The following is a 16,425-nucleotide window of genomic DNA, read 5'->3' on the forward strand; positions in this document are numbered from 1 at the left end:
CAGGCCGAGGAGAGCCTAGTCCCGCTTGGTGTTCATGAAAGCGTCGATCTGGTCAACCATTACCGGCCTGATCGCAACGCCCTGCTCGAACGCCCTGTACCATTCCACCACGGCGGATGCGGCACGATCGAGGCCCCAGCGCGGCGCCCACCCCAGATGAGCCCGGGCCTTGGAACTGTCCAGCGACAGCAGTCGTGCTTCATGCGGATGCTGTCCTTGCTGCGGCATCTGCTGCGGCGGAACACCCCAGAGCACGGCCAGGCGGTCGACCAGCCAGCGAACGGTGCGGACGCTGTCGGGATCGGGACCAAAATTCCATTCGCTGGAGAACGCAGCAGGGTCCCGCCACAGGTGCTCGGCGAGCAAAAGATAGCCCGACAGCGGCTCGAGCACATGCTGCCACGGCCGCACCGCTTCGGGATTCCTGACCGGCACCGGCTGGCGGCTACGGATCGCCGCGATCACGTCGGGGATCAGACGGTCCTGCGCCCAGTCGCCGCCTCCGATCACGTTGCCGGCGCGCGCGCTCGCAAACCCGATCCGGCTGGTTCCACTGAAGAATGACGATCGATACGCCTGTGTCACCAGTTCCGCGCAGGCCTTGCTGTTTGAATAGGGATCCTTGCCGCCGAGCGGATCGATCTCGCGGTAGCCCCACACCCATTCCTTATTGTCGTAGCATTTGTCGCTGGTGACGTTGACCAGTACACGCACGCCCGAATTCCGCACCGCCTCAAACACGTGCACGGTGCCCATCACGTTGGTGGCGTAGGTGCCGACCGGGTCCTCATAAGACGCTCGCACGATCGCCTGCGCCGCCATGTGGAAGACGATCTCGGGCTGGAACCGGTCGAACGCCGCCTTGACGGCGGCGGGATCGCGGATGTCGGCAAAGACCGACACGATGTCCCGCCCGGTCTGCGCTAGATCGAACAGATTCGGCGTCGTCGCGGGCGGCAGCGCGAGACCTGCGACCTCGGCGCCGAGATGGCGCAGCCACGCAACCAGCCACCCCCCCTTGAAACCGGTATGCCCGGTGACGAGAACGCGCTTGCCCGTCCAGAAACCGGCATTCATGGCCAGCTCTTCCAAGGCGCCTGCCCGCTGTCCCAGAGCTGTTCGAGGTGCAGCTTGTCCCGCAGCGTGTCCATCGCCTCCCAGAAGCCGGCGTGACGGTAGGCAGCAAGCTGCCCGTCCTGCGACAGGCGCTTGAGCGGCTCCTGCTCCCAGATGGTGGCATCGTCGCCGAGGTAGTCGAAGATCGCGGGCTCCAGCACGAAGAAGCCGCCATTGATCCAGCGCCCATCGCCCCGCGGCTTTTCCTCGAAATGCCGGACCACGTCGTCGCCGATATCGAGCGCACCAAACCGGGCTGGCGGCTGGATCGCGGTAACCGTCGCGTGCCGGCCATGGGCACGATGAAAATCGCGCAATGCACCGATATCGACGTCCGCGAGGCCGTCGCCATAGGTCATGCAAAACGTTTCGTTGCCGACGTAGTCCTTGACGCGCCTGAGCCGTCCGCCGGTCATGGTGTTGAGGCCGGTGTCGACCAGCGTCACCTTCCAGTGCTCGGCGAACTTGTTGTGCACTTCCATCGAATTGTTGGCGAGATCGAACGTCACATCGGCCATGTGCAGGAAGTAGTTCGCAAAGTACTCCTTGATGACGTAGGATTTGTAGCCGCAGCAGATGATGAACTCGTCGATGCCGTGCGACGAGAACATCTTCATGATGTGCCACAGGATCGGCTTGCCGCCGATCTCGATCATGGGTTTCGGCTTGACGTGGCTCTCTTCGGTGATGCGTGTCCCGAATCCGCCCGCCAGAATCACGGCCTTCATGCTCATACCCGTCCAGCAGAAAAGATCACATCAGACCGGTTAAGCCAGTCCTGTCAACAAGATCCGGGCTCCGTCGCCCCCCATCGGGAACGGTTGAAGTTGCCAGCTTACCTGCTAAAGAAACGATAGAAAGATGGCAACCCCACCACCGGCGCGCCAACCGCCTCGGGCGGCCGCCATCCGCCTGATTCAAACCCACGGGTGACTGGTCTCCCTCGATGGAGGTCCTGGAGGATTGATGCCGAAGAAGATCACCCTTGTGACCCCATGCTACAACGAGGAGATGGGGATCCGTGAGTGCTACGCAGCGGTCAAGGACATCTTCGATCGGGAGCTTCCAGGCTACGAGCGCGAGCACATCTTCTGCGACAACGCCTCGACCGACCGGACGGTGGAGATTCTGAAGGAAATCGCCGCCCAGGACCCCTCGGTCAAGGTCATCGTGAACGCCCGGAATTTCGGCGTGCTCAGGAACACCTACAACGGGGTGCTGGCCTCCACCGGCGACGCCACGGTGCTGTTCATGCCGGCCGATTTGCAGGACCCGCCAGCACTGATCCCGACCTTCGTGAAGCATTGGGAGGACGGCTACGAGATCGTGTTCGGCATCCGGGCGCGACGCGAGGAGCCGTTCCTGAGCCGCACGGCGCGGCACCTGTACTACAAGATGATCAGCCGCATGTCCTATGTCGACTATCCTGCCGACGTCGGCGACTACCAGCTGGTCGACCGCAAGGTGCTCGACGCCATGAAGCAGTTCGAGGACGTCCAGCCTTTCATGCGGATGATGCCGTTCGAATGCGGCTTCCGCTCGATCGGCGTTCCCTACACCTGGCTCGCACGAAAACACGGCATATCCCGCAACCGGCTGTCGAGCCTGATCGACCAAGGGCTGCTCGGCGCGATCAGCTTTTCCACCGTGCCGCTACGCTCGGCATTCTTCTTCGGGCTGATCATCTCGTCGCTGAGCTTCGCTTACGCGTTCGTCGTGTTCCTGCTCAAGGTCGCAGGCTTCGACATCGGCCCGCGCGGCATTCCCACAATCGTCATCGGCCTGTTCTTCTTCGGCGGCGTGCAGCTCTTCTTCCTTGGCGTGCTCGGCGAGTACATCGTCGCGATCTTCAACCAGGTCCGGCGACGGCCGATCGTCGTCGAGCGCGAACGGGTCAATTTCTGATCCTGCCTCGGATCTCGGTCGATCGACGATCGACCGAGTCGCAAGGAGCCGCCTGGCCTTAGGAGGCTTCCTAAGCAGACCCCTCGCTCCGCTGGGTATCGCCCGTTTCCAGCAGCTTTCCAAGTGCTTCGCTGGCCACGAAGGCAAGCGCACCCATCGCAGGCACGATCAGTCGCGTCTCGGAAAAGTCGGCAATCACAAAGACGATCCCGACATGAACCAGCGCGGCCGGAACAACGACGGCGATCGTCCGGGTCAGCGCAAATGTCCGTACGATCGCGATTGCGAGGACGGGACTGGCAATCGCCACCGCGAGCTTCATCGTGAGAAGATTGACGACGAGCTTGGAGAAGTACTCGCCATGCGTGATCAGGAATGATCTGAAGTCCGCCTGCGGATGCATCAAGATCAGCAACTTGGGAATCAGCACGGACATGCCCACCAACGCGGCGAACACTCCCCACTCCTTCACGCTGGGCCAACGCCTCGCGAACGCCGCCAGGCTCAACAGCGCGAAGGCAGATGCGAACACGACATCGGTGCGCGCGAAACAGATGATCAGCCCGGAGAGGATCGCGGCCGGATAGCGCCGAGACGCGATCAGAAACAGCTGCCAGAACAACCCGCCCGCGATGAACACCGGGCCCATGCGGCCCGGGTAGATCGCCGTCTGCGTATAGAAGGCGAACAGGAGCAGGCAGATCCACGCCGAAGTCCGCGACAGCAGCAGGGTTGCAAGGGCGAACACCGCGAGAAACGACAGCGAATCGAACATGTAGTTGATCGCGATATGCGTACGGACCGTGGACCCTCGCATGTGGTCGTCACCAAGGACCTGAACGTAGACTTCAACGATCTTCGAGATCAGGGGCCGGATGATGCCCTCGACCAATTCCATGTGAGCGAACTCGCGTTCGTGATCGAGACTGAACTGCATCTGTTCGCGCAGCAGATTGGCCTCATGCGCGGTGATCGACAGCGCGAGACAGCAGCAGACGAGCAATCCCAGGACGACCGGATTGAAGAAGCTCTGCCGGATGAGGAAGAGAAGCGCGAGCGGAGCCAGCGCAACGAGCACGTAAACTGCAATTCCGAAATAGCGCCAGGCGCCGGGGAGCCACCTGTCGGAAATCTCGACGCGCCACCATACCATCACCAGGATGTTGGTGACGATCCAGAATCCAAGCACGAGCCCGAGCGACGGCGTGGTCATGTCGGCGTCGAGCTTGATGAAACGACTCGACAGGCTGGGTGGCGACGTCTGGGGTTCGCTCTGTGACAATTGGTATGCCCGATCTAGTGCTGCAAAATGCCGGCGAGATTCATGTGCGCCGGGCGCGAGTGCTCGATACCCAGCAGCGTCCGCCGGTTGTCGTTCGTGCGCTGCAAATGCAGGCTCGCGAGCGTGACCCCGGTGCAGATGGTGACCGTCGTCCCGCGGCCGCCGAACGGCTTGAGGAAATCGAACACGCCGCTGCCGAACATGTCGACAACCGACATCTCGCGGGCACCCAGCGGCGGAATGTCGCCGAACTCGCCGGTGAGCTCCTCGCCGTCCTCGCGGATCAGCCTCGATGTGGGCCGCGCCGTATGGGCATATTCGGGATCGGAGGAGTGATTGACCAGCATCAGGCTGCTGACGATGTCGCTGGTCGCAATGATCTTCGGATTGATCCCGGTGAAGCCGACATGCGCCTTGAGCCTGCCCTCGTTCAAGGGCCGGGCAAACGCGCCGGTGCGGTAGATCGCCACATTGTCCTGATCGACATACGTCATCGAGTAGCTGGCAGGCGAGGAACGAAAGCCGTCCATACGGCCGCGCGACATCACGGCGATGACGACATAGTCGTCCTGCGGCAGCTTGAGCGTCGCGAAGAGACGCGACAGCTCAATCTCGACGGTGGCGCCCGGAGCATAGTTTTCCGGAAACTCGTAGGTCGCCCGATAGTCCCCCTGACGCGACAGGATGTGCAGCTTGAACCTGAGCCTCTTGCTGAACCCCGAGGCGACCAGGCTGGCAAGCTCGGGCACGAGATCCTTGACCGTCTCGCGAAAGTTCTTGCGCAGGCTGCCGGCGATGAGGCTGCGCAGATACCTGATGTCTACCGGACGATACCAGGCAGGAATCGAGAAACCCATGCGCGACTCGACACCCGCAAAAGTCGGAAACATGAACCTGGGCTCGTAAGGCTTCCAAGGACTGGACGAGAAACGTGTCACGGATGCGGCCCTTAAAAATGGTGCAAGCTGAACTTGCCGTTGGCAAATTCATAATAGCTGAACGGACTTGCGATGTTCGTGCCCTTGAACTCCAGGGCAAAACCTTCGCTCGCGCCGACCAGTTGTTCGGCCTCGGGGAAAAGGTCCAGCGTGCTGATGCGGACCGCGCCCATGGGCGCGATTTCCGGAAGCGCGCGCTCGCCCAATGCGGTGCCATCCAGAGCCATGAGTCTGGCCGTCCCCACCGAGGCGCCTTCGGACGCCATGCAGGAGTTCACGAGCACCACGCCAGACTCCTTCAGGAAGCGCGTGAGATAGGACTGCATCCAGGCAGAGGTCGGGAACGGCCCCGCCGCGACGGGCTCGCGCTCATGCGACAATGTTACCGCACCATGCTGCGAAAAATATTGTGCGTAATAGCCGGTGGTCACCTTCCGTCCGGGACGGAGCTTGGTCTCGTGTTTCGGTACCAGCGACATCGCCACCGTTCCCGACACGCGCGGGCATAGCTCCGACGTCTGCAATTGCAACTGTCCGTTGACGCCGAGTTCCCTGTGGAAATATCCAGCCGGCTTTCCCGCCCCATCGAAGAACCAGACATGGGCATCCACCTCCGGATTAGCCTTCAGGAAAACCGAAAAATAATTGAATGCGCAGACTTCCGTCGTGACGGTCTCGTCGTTACGCAAGTAGAGCACCGCGGGCGGATAGCCCCTTGCGACGGCCTCGCTAATCTGCAATTCACCGGGCATGCGGCGAAACTCGGCGGGAGGGCAAGGGATCGGCACGGAGCGAACCGGCCGGCGGCATTCTACAAACCATACGCAATGTTCTTGCCCGCATGCTGAAACGTCGACGGAGTTTGAGTATCTGTTTACGCGCAGCAGACAGGGGAATCAACCGGGAACGGCGCCGCCACGAGCCGTTGCTGAGATCGGATTTGCCGCGGACAAGGTCCTCAAGCCTGAAGCGCCCGTCGCGCTCCGCTCTCTCCCAGACCGCCCTCAAATCCTTGCATTGCCCGTGCGGCTCCCTTATGACCGAAAACGGCTACGTGACCTGGTATCCGCCGAAATGGCCGGAACGTCAGCCTATTCTGGACCTACATCGTGCTTCAAGCACCGCTCGTCAGCATGACTACAAACGTACCGTCGGTTTCGCCGAGGAACCGCTGACGTGCGCTGGCAAACGAAAGCGCGGGCGTTCTCGATGCTGTCGAATATCCCCTTAGGCGATTACGCCCTGCAGCGCTACGTCACGCGACGGCTGCCGCGACCCGAAAAGCAGGTCAAATCCATCTACACTCTTGCGCAACGTCTGCTGCGCACTCATCAGAAGCACAGCCTCCGTCCGCTGCAGGATTCGATTTGCTTCGAATTCGGAGCCGGGCGCGATCTGATTGTTCCGCTGGCCTTCAGCGCGCATGGAGCCCGGCGCTACATCACCGTGGACATCGAGCGCCTTGCCAAGCTGGAGTTGGTCCGCTCCAACGCGGCCATCGTTTCGCGATTGAGCGGCACCGACCAGCCCGTCATGAATTCCATGGAGGACCTCGAGCGTTTTTGGAGGATCGAATATCGTGCACCGGCCGATGCCCGAACGACGGGCCTGTCCGCCGGTTCGATCGACTGCGCGGTCTCCGTCGAAACGCTTGAGCACATTCCCAAAAACGACATCGTGGGAATCCTGAGAGAGCTGCGACGCATCATGCGTCCTGACGGACTGGTCCTTATGCAAATCGACTACGGCGACCACTTCAAGGGCTTCGATCCGTCCATCAGCTCATTCAATTTCCTGACTTATTCGGAGCAGGAATGGGCGCCTTTCCAGTCGCGCTTCCAATACGTCAATCGCCTACGACACAGCGAATATCTGCAGCTCTTCAGAGAGGCCGGGTTTGAGCTGCTGAGCGATCAACCAGACCGCCGAGCACCGGAGCAGGACATCCTGCAACGACTGGCCCCATGCTTCAGAGGCTTCTCCGAAGAAGACCTGTTTACGCTAGGGTCCCTGATCGTCGTCCGCCCGGCCGAGCGGTCAGAAGGCAACTGAAAACAGCCGATCCCGGTTGTTTGGCCGGCGCCCACCATAGAGATTTCGTGATGTGGACGACCACATTTGTCCTGACGCTTTTATTCTTCCTGATACAGCTCGGTACCGGGTTTTCGATTCTGGCCATTGCGCCGACGAAGCTCGTCGAGGCGTGCCGGCTCACGAAGGCTCAGCTCGTCGTTTTTGCGTTCACCGTCGGCGCCTCTGCAACGGGTATCTTGCTCGGACCAATATCGCTGTTCGTGGGGGATATGTGGCTTCAGTTCGCGGCTATGGTCGCCGTGGCCTGTTTCGGATTGGCATGGTGGTGGCCGCATTGGCGCCCGGACAGAGGCGAGACGCGCGCGGCGGCCGCTTGGTGCATTCTGTCGCTTCCCATTGCACTCATGACCTGGTGGTGGTTCTTCGGCGCATTTTCCAACTTTCCCTACGCGGACATCGGCGCGGATGTTCACTGGATGAAGACGGCGCAGGAATACGCCGACAAAGGCGTCATCAACCCTTACGCGGCCCAATCTTACATCGACCTCCGCTCGGCAGTTGCAGGTGCGCTCGCTGGAACGCTCGGCCTGGATCTCCTGAAGTTCAACTGGACCTATCGATTCTTCTCAGCCCTCTTCTTCTTGTTGGCGTCCTATGCCTTCGTCCAGGGCATCTATTCCACTTCGCGACGAAAATGGATCGCCTTCTTCTTTGCCGCCACCGGCAGCATTGTCGTCTTGATCACAAACGGCAGCCTGGCCGTCGCCAGCAGTGTTGTGTTTCTCGGCGTGCTGATGCGCAATGCGAACCGGAAAGCGGGCGGCCTGTCGATGCGATCTGCTGTGTTTCTGGCCGTCAGCGTCGGCGCGACGCTGCTGCTCGCTTTCGTGGTCAACAACAACACGCTTATGTTTGTGCTACTTGTGGCCGGGCTGCTCCTGTTCAGGATTCCGATCGATACCGGCGCATATACGGGGCTGCTCTTTCTTGGTTGCATCTGGCCGGCGACGCTGCTGCTTGCACACCGCGGTTCCTATCTCTTCGTTCCAACCGTCCTGGTCAGCTGGCTTCTGTATCTTGCCATGGCGCGAATGATCTCCGCACGGCCGTCACCTTGGATCGCATTCCTGCGCTCATTATCCTTCATACTACCCCTGATCATTGTCGGAATCGTCGTGTGCGTTGCCGGAATGCGCTTCGGCTACATTCCCCCAATGAGCGCCAATGAGACATTCTCCTCGATTACAGGACTGATCCTGGGCAAGAGGATCGAAGGCGGCGAAGAGCTCGCCCTGGGCGCCGGGCCGCAGGTCGCCACGATCGAACTCGGGCGGGCGATCGGACCGCTTTTCTCCATATGCATCGCGCTGGGCATTGCATGGTGGTTGATGATCCGGCCAGCCCCTCGTGATTCCTCGGGTGCGACAGCGCCTCCAACCGGAGACTTCCTAACACTCGCGTGGTCCTGGATTGCTGGTTGCGGCCTGAGCCTTGCCGTACTCTCGGGATTCCCGTTCCTGTACCGAACCAACGCAATTATTCTGTCGCTTTTCACGATCTCAGCCACTGAGATTTTCTGTCAGTTGCTGGCTGCCCCCCTTCTTTCCTCTCGATATCGACGGGCGTTGGTTGCGGCGGTGGTCACCCTGCTTGCAACCGTTCTTGTGGCTGGGGTCTACGCGTATGACTGGCGGACCAACTTGCCTCTTGCCGGCTACCCATCGTTCCTGCGCGCGACAGAAATCGCACTGGTCCTGCTGCTTATCGCGCTGGCGCCATTATCGTTGGCCCGATCGCGAGTCATCTATACTTGCAGTCTTGCGGGTATCGTGGGGCTGGGCGTGGCTGTCGATAGGGCCGGTCTGTCCGGTCTCATCAAGAGCTACAGTTACGGCGCGCTTCCGCACCGGACCCCTGTTGTTTCCCACTACAACGCGGAAGATCTTGAAGTCGCTCATTGGCTCCGCAACAACTTGCGAAAGGGGATCGTTCTCTCCGACCCGTACACGTTGGGCATAATCCAGGCACTCACGGGCGCTCCGGGCGCCTATCTGTTCTCCAATCTGGACACTGTGAACGAAGCGATCGCGAAGCAGGCAAAATTGGTGGTGCGCGCAATCCTGACGCCTGCTGAAGCAGACCGTCGGCTCAATGAGGTTTGCAGCTTGATCGCGCCTCTGGTCCTTAACAATTCGGAGACCTTCTTCCAGATGGGACGGATCGATGGCTTGGGCGGAATCATGCGTGCCGTCCGCGGGGGACAGCCACCGCTTCAGGAATCAGCCCAACCGGCTTCCGATGTCCCCGCATCTCCAAGCCCTGAAGCGATCAAAGAGGAAGCCAAATCCACGTTGGTCGGCATTCTGAAGACGGGCGAGAATGCCTGGAATCTTGTCGCGATCATCACGCCCCGCACGATACGGTGGACACACCTAGCGGCCGACCAGCGTCTGAGCTATTTTCCTCCCGCCGCCCCCATGGACCCGACGGTCGCAGATGAGCTTCGTGCGAGCCCGTTCACGGTTCTGTTTGCCAACAGGCAGACGGTCGTCATTCGCATTCCCTGTTCGCGCTGATATGGAATTGGACAGAAACTGACACTCCCATCGGTTCGGATTGGCAGTACACTTCGCCATCTATGCTGTCGGAAGGGCACCGTATGTTGAGACAGGCTGTCATCCTCGTCGGCGGGCTGGGCACACGGCTCGGCGATCGCACCAAACTGGTGCCGAAGCCGATGCTCGATATCGGTGGACGCCCGTTTCTCGATACGCTGATCGACGAGATCGCACGCTATGGCGTGTTCGATGAAATTCTCCTGCTTGCGGGCCACAAGGCGGAGATCGTCGAAACGCACTACGCTGCGGCTTCGAGGCGACAGGCGCGAATCGTCGTGTCGCGCGAGACCGAGCCGCTCGGCACCGGCGGCGCGCTCGTGCATGCGCGCGATCTGCTGCACGAACGGTTCCTGCTGCTCAACGGCGACTCGCTGTTCGACTTCAATTTGCTCGATCTGATCGCGCGCTCGCAGCGTGGGCGCGTTCACATGGCGCTGCGCGACGGCGTCGTCGGAGATCGCTACGGGCGCGTCGTGCTCGACGGTGACGTGGTGCGTGACTTCATCGCCCCGGGTGCGGGCGCGACGGGGCCGGTCAACGCCGGGATCTACGTCGTGGACAAGTCCATTCTCGCCGACATCGCGACGCTTCCCGCCTCGCTCGAGCAGGACGTATTCCCCGGCCTCGTCAAGTCCGGCGCACTGCGCGGCACGGCCTATCGCGGCTACTTCATCGACATCGGCGTTCCCGATGATTTCGCACGCGCCAATCGGGAATTGAGGGAGAAGCTGCGCCGGCCAGCAGTGTTCTTCGACCGCGACGGCGTGCTCAACCACGATTCAGGATACACTTTCGAGACGCACAAACTCGAATGGACCGAGGGCGCACGCGAGGCCGTGAAGGCCGTCAACGACGCCGGCTACTTCGCCTTCGTCATCACCAATCAATCCGGCGTCGCACGCGGCTACTACGAGGAGCATCACGTCTTCGCCCTGCACCGCTGGATGGCGGACCAGATGGCGCTGGTCGGCGCACACATCGATGCGTTCGAATATTGCCCCGATCACCCCGACGGCACCGTCGCAAACTATTGCCGCACGAGCGACCGGCGCAAGCCGGCGCCCGGCATGATCAATGACCTCGCACAGCGTTTCCCAATCGACATGACGCGCAGCATGGTCATCGGAGACAAGGACAGCGACATGGGGGCGGCGCAGGCCGCGGGCCTTGCCGGTCATCTGTTCGAGGGCGGAAATCTGGAGGCGTTCGTGAAGCAACGCCTGATCCCCACTGGGAACGCCTAGACGGGCGCCCAAAAGCGCTGCATCCCCGGGCATTTGACCGATATCGAACGGTGCTCTGTTGCACGCGACGGCCAGTGTGCTATAGCGCCATCTTGTTGCGAACACTGGCTTAATCGCCCTTTGGGGTCCGGCATGGCAGATCTGAGGGACGCCCGCGTCCTCGTTACCGGCAGCGACGGCTTCATCGGTTCGCATGTCGTCGAGGAACTGGTGAAAGCCGGTGCCCGCGTCAAGGCGATCGTCTACTACAACTCCTTCAATTCCTGGGGCTGGCTCGACACGGTGCCGGCCGACATCATGACGTCGGTGGAGGTCGTTGCAGGCGACATCCGCGATCCGCACTTCATGATCGCGGCCGCGAGCGGCTGCACCGACGTGTTGCATCTGGCGGCGCTGATCGCGATCCCGTTCTCCTATGTCGCGCCCGACTCCTATGTCGAAACCAACGTGCGTGGCACCGTAAATGTGCTCCAGGCCGCGCGCATGGCCGGCGTGCGCCGCTTCGTGCAGACCTCGACCAGCGAGGTCTACGGCACGGCGCAGATCGTTCCGATCAAGGAGAGCCATCCGCTGGTCGGACAGTCGCCCTACTCCGCCTCGAAGATCGCCTCCGACCAGATGGCGTTGTCGTTCCAGGCCTCGTTCGATATGCCCGTCGTGGTAATCCGCCCGTTCAACACCTTTGGCCCGCGACAGTCGGCGCGCGCGGTGATCCCGACGATCATCAGCCAGATTGCGACCGGCAAGCGGAACATCCGCCTCGGTGCCGTCAGCCCGACGCGCGATTTCTCGTTCGTCACCGACACCGCGCGCGGCCTGATCGCGGGCCTTACGGCGCCTGCGGAGCAGGTCGTCGGCCAGACCATCAATCTCGGCAGCGGTTTTGAGATAGCGGTCGGCGCGACCGCGCAGATGATCGCCGATGTCATGGGGACGACTATCGAAATCGAGACGGACGAGGCGCGCCTGCGTCCCGCCAACAGCGAGGTCGAACGGCTCTGGGCCGACAATTCCAAGGCGCGCCAGCAGCTTGGCTGGAGCCCTGAATTCGGCGGTGTCGACGGCATGCGCCGCGGCATGATTAAGACTGTCGAGTGGTTCACCAATCCTGCAAACCTCAGCCGCTACAAGGCTGACGTCTACAACGTCTGAGGCGATGGTGGACAGTCCCGTGACCAGATCAGGTTTCGAACCCAAGACCATCGTCGATGCCGTACGGCGCGCTGTGGGAACACCCAACGGAATTCTCGGCCTGCACGAGCCGGTGTTCGCCGGCAACGAGATCGCGTATCTCCAAGAGTGCATCAAGAGCACCTTCGTCTCCTCGGTCGGGCCGTTCGTCGATCGGTTCGAGCGCATGCTGGAGGAGGTCACCGGCGCCAAGCGCGCGGTGGCCGTCGTCAACGGCACGGCCGCGCTGCATGCGTGCTTCCGCCTCGCCGGCGTCGAGCCCGGCGACGAGGTCATTTCGCCGGCGCTGACTTTCATCGCGACGACCAATGCGATCGCCTATTGCGGCGCGACGCCGCATTTCGTCGATAGCTCGCTCGTCACGCTCGGCATGGATACTCGCGCACTCGCAACGCGACTCGACGAGATCGCCGAGCGGACGGCCAAGGGCGCCGTCAATCGCGAGACCGGGCGCCGCATCGCCGCGATCACGCCGATGCATACGTTCGGGCATCCGGTCGAGCTCGACGAGATTGCCGCGACCGCCCGCGAGTGGGGCATCGCGCTGGTGGAGGATGCCGCAGAATCGCTGGGCTCGACCTACAAGGGTCACGCCGTCGGATCTCAGACGCGGCTCGCGGCGCTGAGCTTCAACGGCAACAAGATCGTCACCACCGGCGGCGGCGGCGCCATCCTGACCAATGACGAGGAACTGGGGCGCCGCGCCAAGCACCTGACGACCACCGCGAAGCTGCCGCACAAATGGGCCTTCATCCATGACGAGATCGGCTTCAACTACCGTTTACCCAATCTGAACGCCGCGCTCGGCTGCGCGCAGCTCGAGCAGCTCGACGGCTTCCTCGCAAGCAAGCGCAAGTTAGCTGCAGCCTATCAGCGCGCCTTCGCGGATATTCCGGGGGTCTGCTTCTCGCGCGAGCCGAAGGACGCAACGAGCAATTACTGGCTGAACGCGATCCTGCTCGACGAAGCCCATGCCGATCGGCGCGACGATCTGCTCGCCGCGCTCAACGACGCCGGCTTCGGCGCCCGTCCGGCCTGGACCTTGATGCACAAGCTGCCGATGTTCGCGCAAAGCCCGCGCGGCGGTCTGTCGACCGCGGAATCGATCGAACGTCGGCTGATCAACCTCCCCAGCAGCGCCAGCATCAGGGTTCGCGATGAGTAGCGTCGCGCGAAAAATCTGCTTCGTTACCGGTAGCCGCGCTGATTTCGGGCTGCTGGTCTGGCCGATGCGTGCAATCCGCGAGACGCCTGGGTTGACACTTCAGCTCGTCGCCACCGGCATGCATCTCGCACCGGAGTTTGGCTACACCTTTGCCGCCATCCGCGACGAGGGGTTCGAAGTCGACGAGCGTGTCGAGACGCTGCTCAGCAGCGACACCGGGGCCGGCGTCGCGAAATCGGTCGGGCTCGGCGTCATCGGCTTTGCCGATGCTTTCACGCGGCTAGGACCGGATCTCGTCGTCGTCCTCGGCGACCGCTTCGAGATGTTCGCGGCCGCGCAGGCGGCGATGTTCATGCGGCTGCCGATGGCGCATCTGTTCGGCGGCGACGTCACCGAGGGCGCGGTCGATGAGTCCACTCGTCACGCCATCAGCAAAATGGCGCATCTACATTTCACGAGCAATCCGGGCTCGACGCGGCGGCTGATACAGCTCGGCGAGCACCCCTCGCGCATTCACACCATCGGCTCGGTCGGCATCGATGCCATCAAGCATCTCGCCCTGATGGACCGCGACGGCATCGGTCGCGCGGTCGGAATGCCGCTCGGTGAGCGCAACGCGCTCGTCACGTTCCACCCCGTCACGGTCGAGGCCGGGCGCTCGGTGGCCGAGCTGGAGGAGTTGTTCGCAGCACTGGCGGCGTTCGATCCATCCTGTCGTTTCGTGTTCACCCTCGCCAACGCCGATGCCGAGGGCCGTGCGTTGAACGCACGGATCGAAGCTTTTGCGGCAGGCCGGCCGAACACGATCGCGGTCGCCTCGCTTGGGCAGCTCCGCTATCTCAGCCTGATGAACCAGGTGGACCTGGTGATCGGCAATTCCTCGAGCGGCCTGCTCGAAGCGCCCTCCTTCGGAGTTCCCACGGTCGATATTGGCGACCGCCAGAAGGGACGTGAACGCGCCGCCTCGGTATTTCACGCAGCGGCCGAGCGCGATTCGATAGAAGCCGCCATCTCGGCGGCGCTCCAGCGCGGCCGTCAAGCCACCGTCAATCCTTACGGCGAAGGCGAGTCCAGCCGGCGATTTGCCGACATTGTCGCCGGCGTCCCCGATTTCAGGCAGCTTCTGGCGAAGGGCTTTTACGACCTTCCGGCAAGTGGAGCGCGGCCATGACGACCCACACGCTGATTATCGCGGAGGCCGGTGTCAATCATGACGGCAGCCTGGAGAAGGCGCTGGCGCTGGTGGACGCGGCCGCCGACGCCGGTGCCGACATCGTCAAGTTCCAGACCTTCGATGCGAAGGCATTGGCGGGCGGTGCGGCGAAGAAGGCTGAGTATCAGCAGCGCACGACGAACGCCACCGAGAGCCAGCTTGTCATGCTGCAACGGCTCGAACTGCCGCAAGCCGCGCACCACACGCTGATCGCGCGCGCCAAGGAGCGTGCCATCGAGTTCCTGTCGACGCCGTTCGACGACGCGTCGCTCGCCTTCCTGCTGTCGCTGAACCTGCCGCGCATCAAGATCGGATCAGGCGATCTCACCAATGCGCCGCTGCTGCATGCGGCGGCGAAGGCCGGCGCGATGCTGATCCTGTCGACGGGCATGGCGACACTCGGCGAGATCGAGGAAGCGCTCGGCGTGCTGGCTCATGGCTACGGCCAGCGCAACCATCCGCCCGGCATTGCCTCCTTCCGCGCGGCGTGGCGCGATCCGGCGGCACGCACAATGCTCGCGCGGCACGTCAACCTGCTCCATTGCACCACCGAATATCCCTGCCCCATCGCGGATGTGAACCTCGCCGCAATGGCCACAATGCGCTCCGCATTCCAGCTCCCGGTCGGATATTCCGATCACACCGACGGCTTCGAAGTTTCAGTGGCCGCCGTCGCGCTCGGCGCCACAACGATCGAAAAGCACCTGACGCTGGACCGCGGCGCCACGGGCCCCGACCACGCGGCCTCGCTGGAGCCGGACGATTTCAAGCAAATGGTTGCGGCCATCCGCAACGTGGAGCGTGCACTGGGCGACGGCGTGAAGGCGCCGAAAGAGTCCGAGATCAGGAACGTTCCAGTCGCGCGCAAGAGCATCGTGGCGGCGCGTGCGCTGAAGGCCGGCGAGACCATCGGCCCGGCCGATATCACCGCCAAGCGCCCCGGCGCCGGCCGTCCGCCGATCGAATATTGGTCACTGGTTGGGACGGCAGTGCCGCGCGCGCTCGAGCCGGACGATCCGGTCTAGCCTTGCGGCTTTGCCGGAATGCCGCGAAGGACAGACCCTGGCGGGCATGGCGCCGTGACCACCGATCCCATCGCCACCAGCGTGTCGTCGCCGATCGCGATGTGGTCCCTGACCCGGCTGCCGAGACCGACGAAGCAGTTCTCGCCGATCTTTGCGCCGCCGCCGACTATGGTTCCCGGCGACAAATGCGTGCAGTCACCGATCTGTACGTCATGCTCGACGACGACACCGGAATTGATGATGCAGTGATCACCGATCCGGCTTCGCGCATTGACGATTGCGCCGGGCATGATGACGGTGCCTGCACCGATCCCGGCCGAGGGCGAGACGATAGCGCGCGGATGAATCACGGTCGCCCAGCGCTCGACCCGCATGCAGCCGATCATCTGCCGGCGAGCGGGCCCCGCCTGCATCGTTCCGATTCCCATGACGAAGGCCGCGTCCGGATAGTTCGGCGCAGCGTCGTCAGTTCCGAGATAGCTGACGTCGCCCAGTGTTGCGGGCTGGCGATCGAGGAAGCCGATAACCTTGAACTGGCCGGACAACAGCGCCGCCTCGTAGACCATGAAGGCGTGTTCGCCGCCGCCTATGATGATGAGATCGTCCATGCCGATTCCCCTGCGCTGCACAACCTTAGCGGCGGGACGGCGGGTGTTCAAACCGTTGATTCGGACCGCGAAAAGCGGAGGTTAAC

The 16,425-nt window shown here is 62.4% G+C and carries 14 protein-coding genes; 8 read left to right on the forward strand and 6 right to left on the reverse strand.

Translation table 11 applies throughout. The features are described 5' to 3' along the window. Positions 1-15: 15 nt before the first annotated feature. Both rfbG and rfbF read right to left on the reverse strand, forming a co-directional pair. Positions 16-1,077 (reverse strand): CDP-glucose 4,6-dehydratase, encoded by a 1,062-nt coding sequence (rfbG, locus tag AC0L27_RS18495; RefSeq protein WP_473308600.1) that lies wholly within the window; start codon positions 1,075-1,077, stop codon positions 16-18. Then, positions 1,074-1,844: a glucose-1-phosphate cytidylyltransferase gene (gene rfbF, locus AC0L27_RS18500; RefSeq protein WP_473308599.1), complete on the reverse strand. Its 771-nt coding sequence runs from the start codon at positions 1,842-1,844 to the stop codon at positions 1,074-1,076. The genes rfbG and rfbF overlap by 4 nt, the downstream gene beginning before the upstream one ends. A gap of 238 nt (positions 1,845-2,082) precedes the next feature. Between rfbF and AC0L27_RS18505 the strand changes: the two genes are divergently transcribed. Further along, entirely contained in the window at positions 2,083-3,021 is a 939-nt protein-coding gene (locus tag AC0L27_RS18505) for a glycosyltransferase family 2 protein (protein WP_473308598.1), read from the forward strand. Positions 3,022-3,091: 70 nt separating this feature from the next. Here AC0L27_RS18505 and AC0L27_RS18510 read toward each other — a convergent pair whose 3' ends face one another. The 3 genes from AC0L27_RS18510 to AC0L27_RS18520 form a co-directional block, all read right to left on the reverse strand. Beyond that, complete coding sequence (locus AC0L27_RS18510; protein WP_473308597.1) at positions 3,092-4,234, reverse strand: hypothetical protein; 1,143 nt, start codon at positions 4,232-4,234, stop codon at positions 3,092-3,094. Between the two features lie 83 nt (positions 4,235-4,317). After that, positions 4,318-5,160: a hypothetical protein gene (locus AC0L27_RS18515; protein ID WP_473319929.1), complete on the reverse strand. Its 843-nt coding sequence runs from the start codon at positions 5,158-5,160 to the stop codon at positions 4,318-4,320. A gap of 92 nt (positions 5,161-5,252) precedes the next feature. Then, positions 5,253-5,993, reverse strand: coding sequence for a hypothetical protein (locus AC0L27_RS18520; RefSeq protein ID WP_473308595.1), 741 nt, complete (start codon positions 5,991-5,993; stop codon positions 5,253-5,255). Between the two features lie 424 nt (positions 5,994-6,417). On the opposite strand from AC0L27_RS18520, the gene AC0L27_RS18525 reads away from it, so the two are divergent. From AC0L27_RS18525 to neuB, 7 genes are all read left to right on the forward strand, one after another. Further along, a complete protein-coding gene (locus AC0L27_RS18525; RefSeq protein WP_473308594.1) occupies positions 6,418-7,293 on the forward strand; it encodes a class I SAM-dependent methyltransferase in 876 nt (291 codons plus the stop codon). Between the two features lie 50 nt (positions 7,294-7,343). Further along, on the forward strand, positions 7,344-9,851 hold the full coding sequence (locus AC0L27_RS18530) for a hypothetical protein (RefSeq protein WP_473319930.1): 2,508 nt from the start codon (positions 7,344-7,346) through the stop codon (positions 9,849-9,851). An 83-nt stretch (positions 9,852-9,934) separates the two neighbouring features. Continuing rightward, the gene (locus AC0L27_RS18535; protein WP_473308592.1) at positions 9,935-11,137 is read left to right on the forward strand and encodes an HAD-IIIA family hydrolase; all 1,203 of its coding nucleotides are present in this window, start codon (positions 9,935-9,937) and stop codon (positions 11,135-11,137) included. 132 nt (positions 11,138-11,269) lie between these two features. Beyond that, complete coding sequence (locus tag AC0L27_RS18540; RefSeq protein WP_473319931.1) at positions 11,270-12,289, forward strand: NAD-dependent 4,6-dehydratase LegB; 1,020 nt, start codon at positions 11,270-11,272, stop codon at positions 12,287-12,289. Between the two features lie 19 nt (positions 12,290-12,308). After that, positions 12,309-13,493: a LegC family aminotransferase gene (locus AC0L27_RS18545; RefSeq protein WP_473305444.1), complete on the forward strand. Its 1,185-nt coding sequence runs from the start codon at positions 12,309-12,311 to the stop codon at positions 13,491-13,493. Further along, positions 13,486-14,664: a UDP-N-acetylglucosamine 2-epimerase gene (neuC, locus tag AC0L27_RS18550; RefSeq protein ID WP_473305442.1), complete on the forward strand. Its 1,179-nt coding sequence runs from the start codon at positions 13,486-13,488 to the stop codon at positions 14,662-14,664. The genes AC0L27_RS18545 and neuC overlap by 8 nt, the downstream gene beginning before the upstream one ends. Beyond that, positions 14,661-15,731, forward strand: a complete 1,071-nt coding sequence (gene neuB / locus AC0L27_RS18555) for an N-acetylneuraminate synthase (protein WP_473319933.1) — start codon at positions 14,661-14,663, stop codon at positions 15,729-15,731. Before neuC ends, neuB begins: the two co-directional genes overlap by 4 nt. On the opposite strand, the gene AC0L27_RS18560 is transcribed toward neuB, so the two are convergent. Beyond that, positions 15,728-16,339: an acetyltransferase gene (locus tag AC0L27_RS18560; RefSeq protein ID WP_473305438.1), complete on the reverse strand. Its 612-nt coding sequence runs from the start codon at positions 16,337-16,339 to the stop codon at positions 15,728-15,730. The two genes, neuB and AC0L27_RS18560, sit on opposite strands and share 4 nt — an antisense overlap. Between the last annotated feature and the right edge of the window lie 86 nt (positions 16,340-16,425).

The organism is Bradyrhizobium sp. Ken51, from assembly GCF_055807435.1.